This window comes from Ruegeria sp. BHSC026, from assembly GCF_059613065.1.
The window spans coordinates 257,569-274,470 of the sequence record NZ_JBXWRV010000004.1; the positions used below are offsets into that span (position 1 = coordinate 257,569).

Below are 16,902 nucleotides of genomic sequence, written 5' to 3' on the forward strand. Positions count from 1 at the left end.
ATGGCGTTCATCCTGGGATCGGGCAGCCCCAGACGGCTGGACCTGCTGGCGCAGCTTGGCTTGCAGCCCGATACGATTGATGCCCCCGACATCGACGAGACGCCGCGCAAGGGGGAATTGCCCTTGCGGTATTGCGCGCGTATTGCCCGCGAGAAGGTGCATGCCGTGCAGGCGAACCCGGACGATATCGTCTTGTGCGCCGACACGACGGTTGCGCTGGGCCGACGCATACTGGGCAAGCCCGAAGATGCCGGCCAGGCCGCCGAGTTCCTGCTTGCCCTGTCGGGACGTCGCCACCGAGTGATCACCTCGGTCGCGGTGCGTCGCGGTGATCGGGTGCTGCAACGCGACGTTGTCAGCCAAGTCAAGGTCAAGCGTCTTTCGGACGTGGAAATCAACGCCTATCTCGCCACCGGCGATTGGCAGGGCAAGGCGGGTGGCTATGCCATTCAGGGTCCCGCGGGTGCGTTCATTCCATGGATCTCGGGTTCGTTCACCGGGATCGTCGGGCTGCCCCTGGCGGAAACCGCCGGGCTGTTGCAAGGCATCGGCTACCCTCTGTATCGCGAGGCATCATGAAAGGTCGAACGATCATCCTGGATCACATTCAGGGCCGCGAAGCCGCCGCGTTGATGGTGGATGGCAAACTGGATGATTTCCTGATCGCCGCCGATGCGCCTGCCCCTGGGACTATCTATCGGGCCCGGGCCGAGCGGCCAGTCAAGGGGCAGGGCGGAATGTTCCTGAGCACCCCGGATGGTCCGGCTTTCCTTCGGCAGGTCAAAGGGTTGGCGCCGGGCGAAATGCTGCTGGTGCAGGTCACGGGTTATGCCGAGCCGGGCAAGGCCCTGCCGGTGACAAACCGGATCCTGTTCAAAAGCCGCTATGCCATCGTCACGCCGGATGCACCCGGGCTGAACATCTCCCGCTCGATCCGCGATGACGAGGAGCGCGACCGGCTGCTGGTGATCGCGCATGAGCAGATGGACGGCAGCCCCTTCGGTCTGATCCTGCGCTCCGGTTGCCAAGGCGCGGATGCCGATGAAATCGCTGAAGACATCGCCGCCATGCGAGCGCTGGCCGAGCAGGTCGTGAACGACACCGGAATCGCGTTGGAAACGCTGTCTGAGGGCGACGGACCGCATGTCCTCGCTTGGCGCGAATGGGTGGAGCCGGCCGAGGTCTCGACCCAGGCGGGCGGGTTCGCGGACCATGGCGTACTCGAGGCTTTGGACACCGCACGCGGCGCATCCCATCCCTTGATGGGTGGGGCGCATATGTATATCGAGCCCACCCGGGCGTTGGTGGCCGTGGACGTGAACACCGGTTCGGATAGCTCGCTGGCGGCGGGAACAAAGGCCAATTTCGCCTGCGCCAAGGAACTGCCGCGTGCCCTGCGCGTGCGGGGGCTGGGCGGGCAGATCACGCTGGACCTTGCGCCGATGCCCAAGAAAGACCGGCGCGGATTCGAATCCGCACTCCGCGCTGCCTTTAGGGCAGACAGCGAAGAAACCGTTCTTGCCGGCTGGACACCGCTGGGGCATTTCGAGTTGCAGCGCAAACGTGGCCGCATTCCATTGTCGGAGGTCCTGAAATGAGCTGTCCGATTTGCGGAGAAGATACGGTCCAACGGTTTCGTCCATTTTGTTCGAAACGCTGCGCGGACATTGATCTGGCCAAGTGGCTGAACGGCTCCTATGCGGTTCCGTCGCAGCGCGAGGAAGACCTTGATGGTGAGATTCAGGATGGTGTCGAAATTAAGGATCGCCCGCACTGAAAAAATCTGAAAAAGCCTCTGGACACCGCGTTTGGCAAGTCATAGAAGGCCTGCACCCAACGGCAAATGCCGTTCCCGTGCCCGGGTAGCTCAGGGGTAGAGCAGTGGATTGAAAATCCTCGTGTCGGTGGTTCGATTCCGCCCCCGGGCACCACTTTCCTCAAGACAGAAATCGTTTAATCGATTGTTTTTGTGTGGAAAACTTGGACCTTTTTCGCTTTCCAGTGAATTCCCCTGAGCGTTTGCTACGCATTTTGCTACACAAGATGCTCCACATTCGGCGTGAGATCTGGCTGGGAGTGACCCATGACCCAGCCCCTTGATCTGGGCCGTGTAGATGTAGAGACCGTTCCTGTTTCATTCTGCTGATGCGGTTGGAGTCAAGACCTGCTGAGCGGAGCCCCGGCGGAACTACGGCACAAGCTGCAATGTCTCGAAGGTTTGATAGAGACTGGGGAGATCGGCGTGGTTCACTCGAAATTGATTTCTCTTCTTCTGTTTGCCATTCTCTACCTTCACAGCGGGATCAAGATAGACACCGCCTTGGCTGATGAGCCGCATGAACCTAAAGAAGTCGGTCCCTTGGCCGAGCTTAACTAAGTTACCGTAGTGATATTTCTTCGGGCTACCGGACGACAGGGAAGGGAGGTAGGCTGCCTGAGCATGTTTTCGGTTCCAGTGGTTAAGTAGATTCTTGAACTCCCACCCTGCGGCAACTCGATCATCGGGGGCCACCAATAAGATGCTTCCACCCAAGTCGTCGATCTTGCCTTTCTTTTGGTCGTATCCCTCAACGATCATCCGAACTAAAGTGCGCGGATGCGCTTTGGCTCCGCACCTGTATATTCCGCCAAAGTTTCTACGTCCCGGCCGGCCTTTGGTGTCGTTGTAGCCGAAGTCATTAATAAACAATGGGAAATTTTCGGCATACACGCCTGAAGTAGGCTCAGGAGTCATCAATGTAACTGGAGAGGTCGCCCGAAATCTAATAAAGTCTCGGACAGCATACTGCTTGATCTCCCATCCCAAAAAATCAGGTTCTGCGATCCCATTCGGGATAATCCCCAGTTCGGCTTCGAGTGTGTATCCACCACCATTCTGTGCAGAATACGCTCTGACTACCCCATCGGAGTGCATTCGCTGTCCGGGAATCCAACCCTTTTTGTGAATATCCCTTAGTGTTTCCAGAAGAATCTCACGAGGATTGCGGCTGGCTGTAGTAGCCATCCGCGTAATATTCGAGAACACACCTTCCGAAGGGAACTCACCCTGAGCATCAAACTCGGCGACTATGTCAGCGTCAAAGGCGCCCACATAACCGAATACCCGCCCATCAGGAGAAACCCCGAAGAACATCACTCTCCCTTCATCGCGGGAATTCATGAGGCCCCTTGGTGCACGTTGAGCGTTCTTCAAGATACCCGACATCCTGACTTCTGGATATTTCGGGTAGAGAATCAGTTGAGCATGGGGCGCTCTCGCGGTCCCCTGGCTATCCATCCAATAGAATTCTACTGGCGCCTTGTCGCGCCGTCGAACAGATCCTGCCTTCTGAGAAAAATCTGTTTCAATGTCGCCATGGGGGATGATGTTGAGAGCATCAAAGCCTCCACCGAGGTATATCTGGTTTTTTGAGTTGTCGTTGGGAGCAAGGCGTTTCGCATAAAATCGGTTCGCGCCGACGTCTTGCATTGCGCGAATTAGATCTCTCAGGGAGGTGAACATGAGACGACGCCTCTGATTTCAAACAACTTTTCGTCAGAAGACAGCCATTGGGAAAGGGAGTCAATAATGGCTTCCGAAGTGAATTTCTGTGGGCCGCGTAGCGCGCACTCCCATACAATTGCGACCCTCCATCCCATATCCTGAAGCTCGCTTACTGTTCTGATGTCGCGCTTTCTGTTTGAGGATATTTTGCTCTCCCAGAATTCTGGTCGTGTGCGTGGAATCCGGAAAAGGTCGCAGTCATGACCATGGAAGAAGCATCCCCTTACATCAATCAGAGCGCCGTATCGGCGGAAGACAATGTCAGGTGTCCCCGGGAGCGTTTTGTCATGAAGGCGAAAGCGAAAGCCGCGGGCATGGAGACCGCGGCGAATAATAAGTTCCAACTTCGTGTTTTTGCTCCGGATCGCAGCCATGTTCCGACTACGAGTAGCGGAATTGTGGACGTCAGACAGAGACAGCCTCCTTTAGGTTACTGTCCATGACTTGAGTGAGATGTGGGGCCATGATCCTTGCAACTTCTTTGAAAACTGGAACAGCGACGCTGTTTCCAAACTGACGATAGGCCTGCGTATCCGACACTGGTATCCTGAAGTTATCCGAATAGCCCATCAGGCGCGCGCACTCGCGAGGCGTGAGCCTTCGAGGGTTCACGGTGGGACCTTGGTCAATCAGGATCTCGGAACCATCCTTGTGATATCGAGCGGACAAAGTGCGAGAAACATCTTCAGGCCCGACCAGCCCAAAACCAAATCCGTTGCCCGCGGCTTTGTGCTTGGCTGCATAGTTTTGCAAATAACCCCAGAGGTGATCTGAAAGCGTGTATTTCGGGTTCACCTTTGCTTCAGGACCTTCAGTATAGGGAGGTTCTGGATTCTCGGTTCCGTCTTGGGGATGGAGGATGGAGGCAAGCTTAACGCTGCCCTTCGGCTTCAGTTTCAGGTCATCAAAAGTAAACCCAGTTTCTTCCTTAAAGCCAACAATGACGATCCGCTGGCGATGCTGGGGAACAAAATGTTGTGCGTCAATGACTTCCGCTGTAACCGAGTAGCCAAGCTCTCTGAGCGATCCCATGATGATTTCGAAGGTCTGACCTCTGTCATGGCTCTTCAGGTTTTTGACATTTTCCAGCAGGAACGCCTCCGGGCGGTGGTGTTCAAGTATGCGCACAACGTCAAAAAACAGTGTGCCCTGCGTTTCGCAGCGAAATCCATGTTCTCTGCCAAGGGAATTCTTCTTTGAAACACCCGCCAGAGAAAACGGTTGGCAGGGGAATCCTGCACAAAGAACGTTGTGCGGCGGTATGTCGGCGGCGTCCACATCGCGGATATCTCCCGCGATTGGCCGGTTGTCTCGGTAGTTTGCTTCGTAGGTCTGTCTTGAGAACTTGTCCCACTCGCTTGTGAAGACACAGTGCCCGCCAATGCTTTCCATCGCTTGGCGTAGGCCACCGATTCCCGCAAATAGATCAATGAAAGTGAAGCCCTGGCCCATCTTGGTCTCATCCATTTTTTGCCTACTATATCTGGGTGCATCCGGTCAGTCCAGGGCAGTAATAGCAGTCTAATCGCCAATGAGTCACTAAGATATTCTTGTTTTGTTCTTGTTCTCAGGTCGGCTTTCTAACATCTGATCTTCTCGCCTATTCGTTTTCAGAGGCTCCAATCCAAGGAAGATTCTATCGCAATTCCTGGTAACTCGCTCATGGAGCCTCTGAAGCGTTGCTGCACTTTTCTCCGGGTTAAGGTCGCGCACCAAGGACAGAGCGGCGGCACCGTAGATGATGTTTCTCCGGGTTTCATCCTTCCGCTTCTGTTTCTGTGCCCTGGCTTGAAGGTCTCGCAGCCTTTGACGGGCCTGCTCAATTTGCGTGTCCAAATCAGCCATGTCGTTGCTCCTTTTGCGATGCTGGTCGAACAGGAAATGGCTCCCCAGCTTCACGACAGCTCCCGTGAGCAACAAGATGGTTTCAACCGGCCGCGCGATGCGCGGCCCCCGCACACCCGTGAAGGGTGATGCGCGCAGTTACGCAAACTAAAGTTTGACTGCGCGCCTCGCCGGCGTGGCTGGGGAGCAGATTTCGGACGCAGGCCCGATATCCTTTTCATGATACACCCTGCAAGCCGACTCGAAGTTGTTGTCCACTCCCGCGCCGACGGCCGAAACGCAGTCAAATCCGCCGCCTATACCGCGCGCGCTACCTACCGGGACGCGCGGTCGGGGCGACGATTTCGAGCGAACAAGGCGGGTGGACTACTTTCTCACGAGATCATCAACTGGAAGGGCACCGCCGAAGACCTCTGGAGCGTTGCGGAAAGTGCCGAGACCCGCGGCAATGCCCGCGTCTTAAGGGAACTGCGCCCTTCTCTGCCAGCTGAGTTACCACTCGCCGAGCAGATCAGGCTTGTTCGTGGTTTCAGTCTATGGCTTCGCGATGAATTCGGAGTCGCGATACAAGCGGATATCCACGCACCTCGCTTCTTGGATCCGAGCGAGGAGAAGCTGCATCAAGCTGGCAAGCTGGCAGTGAGCCAGGACGAATACGTGGCGGCATTGTTCGATCCAGCTCGGACCAACAGGAATTTTCATGCTCACATCCTGATGACAACCCGCAAGGTTTCCCCAGAAACTGGTGAATTTGGAGCGAAGACCCGGATACTTGACGACAAAAAATCTGGCCCGGCCGAGATCTTTCGTATCCGTCAAGAGTGGGAAAAGCGAACGAACGCAGCCCTCCGGCGCATTGGATCATCCGCGCGCGTCGATCTACGATCATACAAAGACATGGCAAGGGCAGGAGATGCCCCGGAGGGCTTGATTGCCCAAAATCATCAGGGTCCGCGCCGGGCAGCGCGGTCCCGTCGTCTTGCAGAGAACGGAAGCGACATCAGCATAGCAGGACGGCGGCGCGCGGCGGTCCAACACCACAATGCTGCGGTCTGGCAGTCTTGGCTCGTGCTCAGGGCTCTCGAGCGCGAAAGAGACAGGCATTCCGCAGCACAGGTCGCACACAAACGGGAGCAGGAGCGAAAGAAAAGGGCTGCGGATGAGAGTAAACACCTGCAAAGCGCTCACACGATCGAAGAAGCAGAAGCTGCCATCGCCGGCGCCACACAGTTCGACAGCCTCAAGTCTGGCTCTGCGTTGACTGCAGCACTGAGGTGGGCCCGCGAGGGAGGGAATGACCCGTATCGCGAGTGTTGCGAATTTTCAGAAAAGATTGACCTCGAAAAATATGAGCCGCCGCGCGGGAGACCTCAGGCAGAACCGGTTCTCGAACCGCAACTCACTCGAGTTCGAGGGTCTCGCAGTCGGTAGATCATCCCTAAACTCTTGGGAGAAATCCGATCGGCGAGGCTCGACGCAGATAGCGTGAAAACTGGCTCAAGTCGGGCTTGCGCTCAGCCCACAAACTCAATTTTCCCGGAATTTTCCGTGAATGTCGTCCCGGACGTAATTCCCTGGGATGAAACACTTTGATCCCAGTAACTTTTCTTCGCTTGACCAGATTCTTGACCTCACGGCTGAGGAGTATTTTCGGTTGCTGCATCCTGAAGAGTCCCGCGGGCGCGCAACGGTTCTATGCAAGCTCGGTGACGACGAGGTAGAAAGCCATTCGCTCGAACACGACGCGCTCATCATGCAGATGCCTCTGTTTGTCGACCTGACAAGCTTTGTCACCTTGAACCGGTTCTGGCGTGGTCGAAAGGGAAAATCGCTGGCAGCGCTGAATGCTCTCTATGTGGACCTCGATTTTTTCAATACGCCGCGATGGAAGGGCAAAACCCCAGATGACGTGCAGGCTGCATACTCCGGGCAACTTCTGACCGCCGGCCTGCCGAATCCCTCCATCTTTTTGCATACAGGTCGTGGCATCGCAGTGATTTGGCTGATCGAAGAAACGCCCGTGTCCGCACTGAAGCGTTGGCAAGCGGCGATGACAGCACTAATCGAGCTTTCTGCACCTTTCGGTGCTGACCGAGCATGCAAAGACGCCTCTCGCGTCTTTCGGCTACCGGGCACGGTCAACGAAAAATCAGGAGGCCTGGTGCGAGTCAGCGGCGGCACCGGACAAAGGCACAGATTCGACGCCTTGTCTGATCAGATATTCACAGCCAGCGGGAGACCAACTCGCTCAGATCTCGAACAACGTAGGAAACAGAAGGAGGCGAAGAACGAGAACGGCAAGTCAATGCCGCGCGGGCTCACTCAGGCGCAGCGTTTCAGGCTGATCCTTGATGATCTTGAGATCATTCGTTGCTTTCATGGCGGGACAATTCCCACTGGCATGCGCAATACGTGGCTGCACTTCTTTGCGACTTGTTTCACGCATCTTCCTGACGTCTTGGACATAGACAGAAAGATCTGGGAAGCTGCAAAAACCGCCACGCCGGGATTGCCGCCGGCCGAAGTGCAGGCAATTGCCAGGCAGGCTGCGGAGAAAACGGCGCTCAACCGGAGCTCATCGGTGTTGAGCGACGGCCGATATCACTACAAAGGCGCTACAATCGCAGAACGTTTGGGTGTCACGTCAGATATGGCGCGAAACTTGGGATTGAAACAAGTCATCCCTGAAAACGAGCGAAAGCGCCGCAAAGCCGAAGCAGAGCGGCGGCGACGTGCAGCGAAAGGCGCAATGACACGAGAAGAGTATCTGGCAAAGAACAACGCTTCGCGCGAAAAGCCGTGGACTGCCCTCGGCATTGGCAGAACTAAATACTACGAGCTGAAGCGCGAAGGTTTGCTTCCTGAGTTGATCGCCGCATAGTGCGGACAGGTGCGTGCCCGCCTCAGGGGCGTAGCCAGCCCGCCTGGCGCCCAGCCAGGCATAAAATCGAGCCCCACCCACCTCCCCAGCGGCACATGCTGCCGCATTCGACACACGGCGCGACACGCGGACAGCCTCGCGCCAGCGGCGGCAGACTACGACTTGTCCGCCGCAATGGCCTGGCGCGCTCGAGACGAACACGAAAAAGCCTGCAGCGCTTGACGTTTCCGTTCACGCCCCTTGCGTCGAGGGCGAGAACGGAAACGTCAAGCCTTCCTGCGCAGAGCAAAGTATCTCTCCTGATGGAGGGGTTCTGAAACACCCAGAATGAGCAGATTGAAGATTTCGCGATCCACCTGGGTCTTGAAGCCGGGCGCATTGGGCGTCCGGCAAAATTAGGAGAACAGCCATGTTCGACTATTCTTTCTCGGCCCACGAAGAATTACAGGGCTTTCTGCGCTTTCACTCTGAAGCTCTCCAGAACGCCTCACTCCTCCTCGGTGGAAAACCGGCGTTGAATGCGACCAACTCGCTCATCGAAGAGGTCTGTAGCACTCAAGTGCTCAGCCGCGGCCAGAAACAACGGTTGGTGCGGCTGCACGAGTTGCTTTCGCTCGAACATGTGCACAATTCCAATCGGCCAGAAGCTGCGTATTTCGCGGATCTCGACCCTGCAGCACCATACGTCGAAGATATTTGCCTTCTGTCTGAGGCGCTCATGGACATGATGGTGCGCTTAGACGACTACCCGGACCTGGCACGAGTCTCGTAGTCGCAAACGCTGGCAGCATCCTCCCCTGCCGGCGTCTTGAAGAGCCACGTTGGGTGGCTCTGCAATTTGGAGGATCCAAAATGGTGGATGAAAATACTGAACGCGAAACGCATGAACTCGTGCTCAACGTTATCTCGCAGGGGCGGCTCCTGGCCCAAGAGTGGAGTGACATTGGCCTTGTGCCGCAAGGTGCCACTAAGCCCTTCGTTCTCGGACTTCTGGACAGTTTACGAGAACGCCACGGGCTTCAGGAAATGGATGAAGAACGCGTCAGGATGCTGGGTGACCAGATCCGCCGGTTCATTAACGGATACCGTGAGGGACTGGGGGATCGTGCCCTGGAGACAGATTTGGAGACCGAGCACATCTTCGATGTGAAGGCCATCGACCTGATCAACCTGGCCTGGCGCTGGCGCCAGTTCCGTGCGGCTCAGCGCGAGCTCGAAGACAAGCTCGCAGCGATCCGGGAGACCGAAAGGCTGCTGGCGCAGATCTGAGTCCGGGTTCTCAGCTGTGAAGCAGGGTTCAAAATGTAGGGATTCAAACCTGCAGCCCCCGATTTTCTGCGTTTTCCGACATGAACCCAATTCCCGACCTCCCAAGATCGGAGGTCAGGAATGACAGGAAATTACGAAGCTCTCCCCAGAAACAAGAAGATCGAGCAGATCGAGCAAGCGCTCGACTACATCGGGACAATGGTTGCCAGTCGCGATGATGGCGATAGGTATCTCGGCCTCTACGAAACCCTCGAGATCGAGCTTAACTCGCTACGCGCCCAAGACGAAGTGAAGGCCCGCATTCTTCAGCGCCTTGCAAGAAGACCTACGCAACTTGCGGCGTGAACATGATTGCGTGAAGCACCTCGAGCTTTTCATCAAGAGGCATCTCGTCGCCATACACCTCACGCCCCCGCGCCTTCTTGACTGAGTGTCCCATCATCTCTGCACGGGTATCGTTCGGAAAACCCGCCGCCTTCAATCGCGTTTCGAAGGAATGGCGAAGCCCCCCGATGGTTATGTGCTCAGGCAAAATTCCGTGGCTGTGGAGCGCTTTGTTCGCGGCTGCGGAATAGGTTCCTTTGTAGCGATATCGCGGGAACCCTTCCGGATGTCGCTGGAAAGCTTCCAATGCGACACCGACGAGCGGGATTTTTCTCTTGCTGGGCCGGTTTTTGACTTCCCTTGCCCATTCCCCCGTTTCCCGGCGGATCCAAATGTATGGGATTGGTTCATCAAGAAAGATGGAATGTGGCGGGATGTCGGTGATCTCGGACTGCCGTGCTCCGGTTTCAACCAAGGCAAGCGTGATGTCCCGCGCCTCGTCGTTCAGAAAATCGAGAGCGCCGGGCGCAACAATTTGATTTCTAATGATGTCTATAGGGACTTCGAGTTTTCTACCATCTTCGTCATCAAGTGCCCCAAATCCTTTTCCAAGATTATAGAATGGCGACGGGGGCATGACGCGCTCATCGATTCCAAGGTGGTCGTGGTATTTTTCCCAAAGAGTATTCAGAAGTCGGAGTTCTTTCTGGGCCGATTTTCCCAGCATATCTTCATCGATAACGCGATCCTTCAGGGCGTCTCTCAACGCTACCGCATCAGCCCGCGAAATCTCTTGAAAGACTGGGTCAAAACCCAAAAGGGCCACGACTTTCGAGGCGGGTCTTGTCCATTGTGCTTTCCAGGTTTTCTTTGCTTTGGGCGCCTTGTTCTTGACGTTTTCCGGATACCATTCGGCCATTTTGGTGGCGACTTCAGTGATCGTAAGTTTCGGTCTCTCGACTCCCCCCAGGAGTGCGGTTGCGGCCGCAGATTGAGGGGTGTCCTTGTGGGCTATCAAATCAAGGACGCGCTCCATGATTGCTGCCGGACCCGAAGTCTGTAGTTCTTCAGCAGTTCGGTAAGAAAAATTGCGAGAGGTCGCCAGTTCGGCGATAGCTTCATAGTGGCTTGCTGTCGATGGGTTTCTCCCTGCGAGCTTGGCGTCGATTTCCGCCAATAGCTGCCGCTTGACGACCCCTCTACGGGCAATCGCTTCATCCAAATCGCCGGTGCCCAGCGTGCGGTGAAGTTCAGTTTTTGGCTCCACCAATTTGTAACGGGCGGGAACTCTCATCCGAAGGTGCCAAGTTCCGTTTCTGAGGCTCATATTCGACGGCGTTTTCTTCCCGGCTATACCCACGCTGCGCTCCAGAATTTGCTACGCATTTTGCTACACAATCATTTGTTCGTAGCTTCTATAAATCACACAAAAACAATGGGTTAAAGGGGGGGGATGATGAAGAAAGTGATTCCGCCCCCGGGCACCACTTTTTAAAGCAAAATCAGAACACTAGTACTCGCACAGTTTTGAAGTGCGTTGATTGAGGGGTTTGCGGGTTGAAAAGCTGTATTGGACACAGTGTTTGGAATCAATGTGTTGACCACAGCAATCCCAACACAGTCTTTGCCCCACCGTGTTTTGGAACACACTCGAAGACAGCGTTTTTTAGCGTGGTTCGACCACAAAGCTTCTGAGCTATTCAACTGGTCAACGGAATAAGCAAAACGCCCAGCACAGCTGCCGTTGTCGCTCCTACGGGCCATGCGTTCAGCGGCATCTGCCGCTTCGAAGAGCTCCGAAGCTCGCTGGTACGCAATCTTATCCGCCTGCGTCCCGTACTTGATCGGGGCATACCCCTTCTTGGCGGTTTCGCTTCGTTTCGCCCTTGTGGAGTATCGTGCCACTGGCTTAGGTCATCTCCGGCGATCAACGCCAACGTGTAGTCTCGGTACAAAGGACTGAGAGACTGTAGCGTGGCTTCAGTAGACAAGAAGTCTTTCGCCTTGGGGTGCAGTTCGTTCCACCTCAGTGGAACGCCCTTCTTCGACTTGTTCGACCAAGGCTCCCGGGGCTTATGGCAAATTACCACGTCACGCCCACGTTCGATGGGTTCCGTCTTCCTTTCGAAAGAAGGTGCGTCACTTCGAGAGGTCGTCCACCAAAGCTCGTCCCCGTCCTTGTGAACCCAAATATCGCCAACGGTCTCAGCGACAGTAGTCATCAAGTTGAACCAGCGAGAGCTGTCGCCTTTGTCGGTTTCTTTCCTGCCGCAGTGGTGCCCCTAGCCATGCGGCTGGACACATAACCCTCGCGGTCAGACACTCGGCTATGACCTGATCAGCGGGTGTCAGGAATTGTTCCACCATAGTCCGCCGCGCTTCCAGCCCGAGGCCGGATCGCCCCTGCCGTTCGGTCGAAACCCGTTATAAAACAACATACTCGGCCATGCCTTGCCTTCTCCGTAAACGACAAACCAGCGTTTGTTGTAGAAGGCTTCGGATTTCTTGGAGCAGCGGGCAACAGGTTTTGCTGAGGTGCGTTGTGGCTCCAGTCATGTGGGGGCGTGACTGTTTGTCATCTGACATTGCGCGTCAGATTGGCGAACGAGCAAGATGCGGACGAACAGGTCAATTGTTTGCGGTAGACGGGTGTCTGCTTTTGTTTCCAATTACTCCCTTCGTCAGCACCAGTTGTGGAAACGCGTTGTATGTTTGATCGGCTTGAGGGCAGAAAAAGCTCGCAAGGTAAAATTTTTCCTAAGAGCCAAATTGCAGCTCCAACATCGATCATGCGGAGCCCGCATTCGGTGCACGCTCAATTGCTGCATTCAGCCCAAAAAAATCGTAGCTCATTGCCAACCAATGAAATTTCAGATCTTGGTTGCAGAGATGTTTTGAGTTTAGACGCCTCTCCTAAATTGAGATGGTGTCATTCCTGTGCTTCTGATGAAAGCTCGCGTGAAATGCGCCTGGTTGGAGTAACCCAAGGATTTCGATATCTCAAATATCGTTAACTCCGGCACCTTCAGCATGTCTATTGCGGCTTTTGTCCGTTCCCGGGACAGAATTTCAGAAAAGCTGGTCCCTTCTTTTTGAAGATCGCGCTGCAGGTGACGGTCACTTAGGCCAAGCAACCGTGCGATGAATTGTAGTGACAAGCGTGGATCGTAGAGGTAGGTGCAGACCAGTGCGGCAATGGCGCGCGTCGTGGGAACCATCTGATCATGTGTGTCAGGATCGGGCAAAATGACCGCCTCTGAAACCATTTCCCCGCGTTCGATGTGGATTTCCGTGACCGGCTGAGCAAACCGAAGTCTTTCTTCCGCGGATTGGGCCAGCCATTCGAGGTCGGGGTGATGATCCGACTGTAGGTTCAGCCGCTTCGGAGCCCAGGACGGTCCCAGTGCACTCCGGATGGTTTCTAGCATGAGTTGAAGGACATAGAGTTCAACCTGCCGGACCTGCTCGCGATCGCCGGCAATGGCGTTGCGGCCGAAAACCAGACCATTCCAGACCGGTCGAACAAAGAAATCGGCTCTGCTGTATTCCAGCTTCGCCATTTTGCAGAAGGTGACCAAGCGTTCGAAAAGTGTTTTCTGATCATAAAGTTGCCGCAGGGCGCCATGCATCTGCACGCTGGAAACGGATCCGGCATCAAAGCCGATGTCGAATTTTCCGGTGCTCGTCGCGGCTTCGCTTGCGATTGTCCAGAGCTGGTGCTCCGCGATCATCAGCTCCGGTTCTTGTATCATACGTTCGTCGATATCGACAGCTTGCAGGAGTTTCATTGGGTCACAGCCAGCGTCTTCGCAGGCAATCGCGAAGTTCAGCGCGTACCTAAGTTTTACGACTGCGACCAATACCTTCCGCCATCATCAGAGCGCACACGACGTAGTATCGCAAGGCATTTACCATTTTGCGACCTCAAATTTACCATTTCATCCTGAAACCGAAAAACTGTTAGGCGGCCTCTTTCACGCCTAGTACGCTTTTCGTGCGAGGAGCTAACATTGCCGCCTATGATTTTTCTGTGCGCGAGACACTCAAAAAAAGTAATCGATGATCGGCCGAGGCTCCCACATGCCGAAACAAGACCAGGGGAGTCCGACAAATCATGTCCAAGACAATAACCGCAACGGCGGTCGTTGCAGTGCTGGCGATCGCGTCACCTGCGGCTTCGCAGGAAAATACGCCGCCGCCGATTCTGTTCACCAATGCAAACGTGTTCGACGGTTTCAGCCCCGATTTGATCATGGGGGCGAACGTGCTGGTGGAAGGCAACGCGATCACGCAGGTTTCGACCGACCCCATCGATGCGCCGAACGCATTTGTCGTCGATGTCGGTGGCAAGACGATGACGCCCGGTTTCATCGACATGCACCAGCACGTGATGCTGAACCCGCCGGAGGGGACGGCCGCCTATCAGACCCGCTGGGACGATGCGGCGGGCGGCGCCATCGCGCTTCAGTACATGAACGATCACATGCTGATGAAGGGGATCACCACGGTTCGGGACATCGCCGGCGATCCTCTGGATATTGCCAAGGCCATCGACATGGGCCTGGTCCGGGGGCCGCGTGTCTACTCGTCGGGCGGCGCCATCGGCCAGACCGGCGGCCACAGCGACTGGGCGGGGCGCAACGTGCCGCCGGCCACGCTCGAGAACGGTCAGGACATGGGGCAGCTGACGTCGAATACATGGGTGACCGATGGGGTCGATGATGTGACCCGCGCGGCGCGCCTGAACTTCCGGCGCGGCGCTGCGTTTCTCAAGGTCATGGGCGGCGGCGGCGTGGCCAGCGAATTCGATCCGCTCGAGATCCTCGGGCTTGCCGAGGACGAGGTCGCCCGGGCCGTCGAGATCGCCAGGGACAATGGCACCTATGTCGCCGTGCATGCCTATCACGACGAGAGCTACGACCGGCACCTGCGGCTCGGCACCCGCTCGTTCGAGCATGGCTTCCTGATCTCGGAGGACATGGTCAAGCGCATGGTGGCGAAATACAACGAAACGAAAGACATCGTCTGGAGTTTCCAGTGTTATGTCAGCGTGAATACCTTCGGCTCCTACGAGAGCATGCCGGCCTTCTTCACGCACGAGCAGAAACTCAAGGGCGTGGCGGTTGGCGAAGGCGTACGCGCCATGTCCAAGTGGATGAACGACTATGGCATGTTCATCATCGGAGGCTCGGACATGTTCAGCCCCGGCCTGGTTGAGAAGATCAAGGAGGACATCGTGTGCCCCACGTCGGTCGGGTTCAGCCCGGCACAGGCGCTGAAGCACTACACGGGCAACGCGGGTATCGTGCTGAAATGGTCCGGGCCCAAAGATCCCTATCCGACCTATCACCTCGGCCGGATCGCGCCGGACAGCTATGCCGACATCCTGATCTGGGACGGTAATCCTTTGGAAGACATCAACCTGATCCTCGATGAGAGCAAGCTGCAACTCGTGATGAAGGATGGTCGCGCCTACAAGAACACGCTGGTCGAGAGCGACAGCATTATGTACCGCCCGGCGGTTCGTGAGCCGCAAGTCTATCCATGATCATCTGATCTGGATCGCGCGGGGCGGTTTCTACCTCGGCCGCCCCGCGGTCAAAAGAAGCTCAACAGAAAATTTGCAGGGGACCGCAATGCGAAAACCTCTCATTGTCGTACTGTCGTTTGCACTCGCCTCAGGCGCGATCGCTCAAGATGAGCCGCGACAGCTTTTGTTCACTAATTGCAACGTGTTCGACGGTGTCGCGGACAGCCTCGCCAAAGGCCGCAACGTGTTGATCGAAGAAAATCTTATCGCGTCCATCGGGGATGCGTCGCTCTCGGCCGTGGGTGCCGAAGTCATTGATTGTGAAGGCCGCACCCTCATGCCCGGCCTGATCGACGCGCACACTCATCTTTACATGAATATGCCCGGCGGTGTCGCTGGTATGGAGAGTGGCATGTGGGACGAGATCGGCCCGCGCGCCGCACATATGGCCAACGAATATCTCTACAGTGGCTTTACAACCGTTCGTGAGATGGGCGGTGGCGGCTCTGGCCTGAAGAAGACGGTCGATGCCGGCCTCGTCGAAGGACCGAGGATTTACCCGAGCGGCGCATTCGTGTCGCAGACATCCGGCCACGGAGATTTGCGCTTCGGCTCGCAGCGGAACCCGAACCTGCCTCCTTTTCCGAATGACAGCAACGCTCAGCGCCTCGGCATCACGACTGTGGCCGACGGCGAAGATGCCGTCCTCGCAGCGGTCCGGCAAAACCTGTCCCAAGGAGCAACCCAAATCAAACTTATGGCGGGGGGCGGCGTTGCGTCGATTCTTGATCCCCTGCATACGCTTCAGTTTCTTCCTGAAGAGATCGAAACGGCGGTCCGGGCCGCCGCCGACTGGGATACTTATGTCGCGGTGCATGTCTTCTCCGACGAGGGGATCCGTCGAGCTGTAAATGCCGGTGTGCGAAGTATCGAGCATGGTTTTTTTGCGAGCCGTGAGACCTTGCAGCTGATGAAGGAAAATGACGTATTCCTTGTGTCGCAGATGACCGGAATATCACCGTATCTCGAACAAAACCCTGGGTTGCAGAGCCCGGAGAACCAGGCAAAGCTGGCGCTCGCGACCGACCTAGCCAAGGACTTTGTCGAGAACGTCAAGGCGATCCGACCGAAGATGGCTTTCCAGACTGATGTCGTGTTCGCGACGGGCGAGTTGCTAAGGACGCAACTCGACTATGAGAAGTGGTTTCACGCTGAGCTTTTCGGCAATCACGCAATGCTGGTTGCCGCGACATCCTCGGCTGGCGAGCTCATGGCGTTTTCCGGCAAGGCAAATCCGTATCTTGAGGGTCCACTTGGCGTTGTCAAAGAAGGCGCATACGCCGACATCCTGATTGTCGATGGAAATCCCCTCGAAGACATAGGTGTGATCGGCGGAAACGAGAAATGGTACGACGCCGAGCCGCGTCCCCGTGACATCCCGACAATAAGACTGATCATGAAGGACGGCGTTATTTATAAAAACACGCTGAACTGATGATCTTCCGCGGC

16 protein-coding genes and 1 tRNA gene are annotated in these 16,902 nt (G+C 56.1%); 12 read left to right on the plus strand and 5 right to left on the minus strand.

The window, feature by feature from the left end; translation table 11 throughout:
- The 4 genes from AC2FME_RS07540 (at nt 1) to AC2FME_RS07555 (ending at nt 1,931) form a co-directional block, all read left to right on the plus strand.
- The gene (locus AC2FME_RS07540) at nt 1-579 is read left to right on the plus strand and encodes a Maf family protein (RefSeq protein WP_496800076.1); all 579 of its coding nucleotides are present in this window, start codon (nt 1-3) and stop codon (nt 577-579) included.
- A complete protein-coding gene (locus tag AC2FME_RS07545) occupies nt 576-1,598 on the plus strand; it encodes a ribonuclease E/G (RefSeq protein WP_496800077.1) in 1,023 nt (340 codons plus the stop codon). The genes AC2FME_RS07540 and AC2FME_RS07545 overlap by 4 nt, the downstream gene beginning before the upstream one ends.
- The gene (locus tag AC2FME_RS07550; protein WP_496800078.1) at nt 1,595-1,777 is read left to right on the plus strand and encodes a DNA gyrase inhibitor YacG; all 183 of its coding nucleotides are present in this window, start codon (nt 1,595-1,597) and stop codon (nt 1,775-1,777) included. Before AC2FME_RS07545 ends, AC2FME_RS07550 begins: the two co-directional genes overlap by 4 nt.
- Before the next feature lie 79 nt (nt 1,778-1,856).
- Nucleotides 1,857-1,931 (plus strand) — tRNA-Phe (locus tag AC2FME_RS07555).
- 257 nt (nt 1,932-2,188) lie between these two features.
- Here AC2FME_RS07555 and AC2FME_RS07560 read toward each other — a convergent pair.
- The 3 genes from AC2FME_RS07560 to dcm are packed head-to-tail and all read right to left on the minus strand — an operon-like array spanning nt 2,189 to nt 5,011.
- A complete protein-coding gene (locus tag AC2FME_RS07560) occupies nt 2,189-3,502 on the minus strand; it encodes an MvaI/BcnI family restriction endonuclease (protein ID WP_496800079.1) in 1,314 nt (437 codons plus the stop codon).
- Nucleotides 3,487-3,918, minus strand: a complete 432-nt coding sequence (locus AC2FME_RS07565; RefSeq protein ID WP_496800080.1) for a very short patch repair endonuclease — start codon at nt 3,916-3,918, stop codon at nt 3,487-3,489. Before AC2FME_RS07565 ends, AC2FME_RS07560 begins: the two co-directional genes overlap by 16 nt.
- Before the next feature lie 31 nt (nt 3,919-3,949).
- Nucleotides 3,950-5,011, minus strand: a complete 1,062-nt coding sequence (gene dcm / locus AC2FME_RS07570; protein ID WP_496800081.1) for a DNA (cytosine-5-)-methyltransferase — start codon at nt 5,009-5,011, stop codon at nt 3,950-3,952.
- 195 nt (nt 5,012-5,206) lie between these two features.
- On the opposite strand from dcm, the gene AC2FME_RS07575 reads away from it, so the two are divergent.
- From AC2FME_RS07575 to AC2FME_RS07600, 6 genes are all read left to right on the plus strand, one after another.
- Nucleotides 5,207-5,518, plus strand: a complete 312-nt coding sequence (locus AC2FME_RS07575) for a hypothetical protein (protein ID WP_496800082.1) — start codon at nt 5,207-5,209, stop codon at nt 5,516-5,518.
- A gap of 90 nt (nt 5,519-5,608) precedes the next feature.
- Nucleotides 5,609-6,820: a MobA/MobL family protein gene (locus AC2FME_RS07580; protein WP_496800083.1), complete on the plus strand. Its 1,212-nt coding sequence runs from the start codon at nt 5,609-5,611 to the stop codon at nt 6,818-6,820.
- Between the two features lie 148 nt (nt 6,821-6,968).
- Nucleotides 6,969-8,270 (plus strand): DNA-primase RepB domain-containing protein, encoded by a 1,302-nt coding sequence (locus AC2FME_RS07585; protein ID WP_496800084.1) that lies wholly within the window; start codon nt 6,969-6,971, stop codon nt 8,268-8,270.
- Between the two features lie 409 nt (nt 8,271-8,679).
- Nucleotides 8,680-9,042 (plus strand): hypothetical protein, encoded by a 363-nt coding sequence (locus AC2FME_RS07590; RefSeq protein ID WP_496800085.1) that lies wholly within the window; start codon nt 8,680-8,682, stop codon nt 9,040-9,042.
- 80 nt (nt 9,043-9,122) lie between these two features.
- Nucleotides 9,123-9,539: a hypothetical protein gene (locus AC2FME_RS07595; RefSeq protein ID WP_496800086.1), complete on the plus strand. Its 417-nt coding sequence runs from the start codon at nt 9,123-9,125 to the stop codon at nt 9,537-9,539.
- Nucleotides 9,540-9,659: 120 nt separating this feature from the next.
- Nucleotides 9,660-9,884: a hypothetical protein gene (locus AC2FME_RS07600; RefSeq protein WP_496800087.1), complete on the plus strand. Its 225-nt coding sequence runs from the start codon at nt 9,660-9,662 to the stop codon at nt 9,882-9,884.
- On the opposite strand, the gene AC2FME_RS07605 is transcribed toward AC2FME_RS07600, so the two are convergent.
- Entirely contained in the window at nt 9,865-11,190 is a 1,326-nt protein-coding gene (locus tag AC2FME_RS07605) for a DUF6538 domain-containing protein (RefSeq protein ID WP_496800113.1), read from the minus strand. The genes AC2FME_RS07600 and AC2FME_RS07605 overlap by 20 nt on opposite strands.
- A gap of 1,573 nt (nt 11,191-12,763) precedes the next feature.
- On the minus strand, nt 12,764-13,651 hold the full coding sequence (locus AC2FME_RS07610) for a helix-turn-helix domain-containing protein (protein WP_496798815.1): 888 nt from the start codon (nt 13,649-13,651) through the stop codon (nt 12,764-12,766).
- A gap of 326 nt (nt 13,652-13,977) precedes the next feature.
- Here AC2FME_RS07610 and AC2FME_RS07615 point away from each other — a divergent pair, with 326 nt between their 5' ends.
- Nucleotides 13,978-15,411, plus strand: a complete 1,434-nt coding sequence (locus AC2FME_RS07615; RefSeq protein ID WP_496800088.1) for an amidohydrolase family protein — start codon at nt 13,978-13,980, stop codon at nt 15,409-15,411.
- Nucleotides 15,412-15,499: 88 nt separating this feature from the next.
- The gene (locus AC2FME_RS07620) at nt 15,500-16,888 is read left to right on the plus strand and encodes a metal-dependent hydrolase family protein (RefSeq protein ID WP_496800089.1); all 1,389 of its coding nucleotides are present in this window, start codon (nt 15,500-15,502) and stop codon (nt 16,886-16,888) included.
- Nucleotides 16,889-16,902 lie beyond the last annotated feature (14 nt).

Coding starts and splice junctions, on each gene's coding strand:
- AC2FME_RS07540 (WP_496800076.1), top strand. CDS start 1: ATGGCGTTCATCCTGGGATCGGGCAGCCCCAGACGGCTGGACCTGCTG.
- AC2FME_RS07545 (WP_496800077.1), top strand. CDS start 576: ATGAAAGGTCGAACGATCATCCTGGATCACATTCAGGGCCGCGAAGCC.
- AC2FME_RS07550 (WP_496800078.1), top strand. CDS start 1,595: ATGAGCTGTCCGATTTGCGGAGAAGATACGGTCCAACGGTTTCGTCCA.
- AC2FME_RS07560 (WP_496800079.1), bottom strand. CDS start 3,502: ATGTTCACCTCCCTGAGAGATCTAATTCGCGCAATGCAAGACGTCGGC.
- AC2FME_RS07565 (WP_496800080.1), bottom strand. CDS start 3,918: ATGGCTGCGATCCGGAGCAAAAACACGAAGTTGGAACTTATTATTCGC.
- dcm (WP_496800081.1), bottom strand. CDS start 5,011: ATGGATGAGACCAAGATGGGCCAGGGCTTCACTTTCATTGATCTATTT.
- AC2FME_RS07575 (WP_496800082.1), top strand. CDS start 5,207: ATGGAGCCTCTGAAGCGTTGCTGCACTTTTCTCCGGGTTAAGGTCGCG.
- AC2FME_RS07580 (WP_496800083.1), top strand. CDS start 5,609: ATGATACACCCTGCAAGCCGACTCGAAGTTGTTGTCCACTCCCGCGCC.
- AC2FME_RS07585 (WP_496800084.1), top strand. CDS start 6,969: ATGAAACACTTTGATCCCAGTAACTTTTCTTCGCTTGACCAGATTCTT.
- AC2FME_RS07590 (WP_496800085.1), top strand. CDS start 8,680: ATGTTCGACTATTCTTTCTCGGCCCACGAAGAATTACAGGGCTTTCTG.
- AC2FME_RS07595 (WP_496800086.1), top strand. CDS start 9,123: ATGGTGGATGAAAATACTGAACGCGAAACGCATGAACTCGTGCTCAAC.
- AC2FME_RS07600 (WP_496800087.1), top strand. CDS start 9,660: ATGACAGGAAATTACGAAGCTCTCCCCAGAAACAAGAAGATCGAGCAG.
- AC2FME_RS07605 (WP_496800113.1), bottom strand. CDS start 11,190: ATGAGCCTCAGAAACGGAACTTGGCACCTTCGGATGAGAGTTCCCGCC.
- AC2FME_RS07610 (WP_496798815.1), bottom strand. CDS start 13,651: ATGAAACTCCTGCAAGCTGTCGATATCGACGAACGTATGATACAAGAA.
- AC2FME_RS07615 (WP_496800088.1), top strand. CDS start 13,978: ATGTCCAAGACAATAACCGCAACGGCGGTCGTTGCAGTGCTGGCGATC.
- AC2FME_RS07620 (WP_496800089.1), top strand. CDS start 15,500: ATGCGAAAACCTCTCATTGTCGTACTGTCGTTTGCACTCGCCTCAGGC.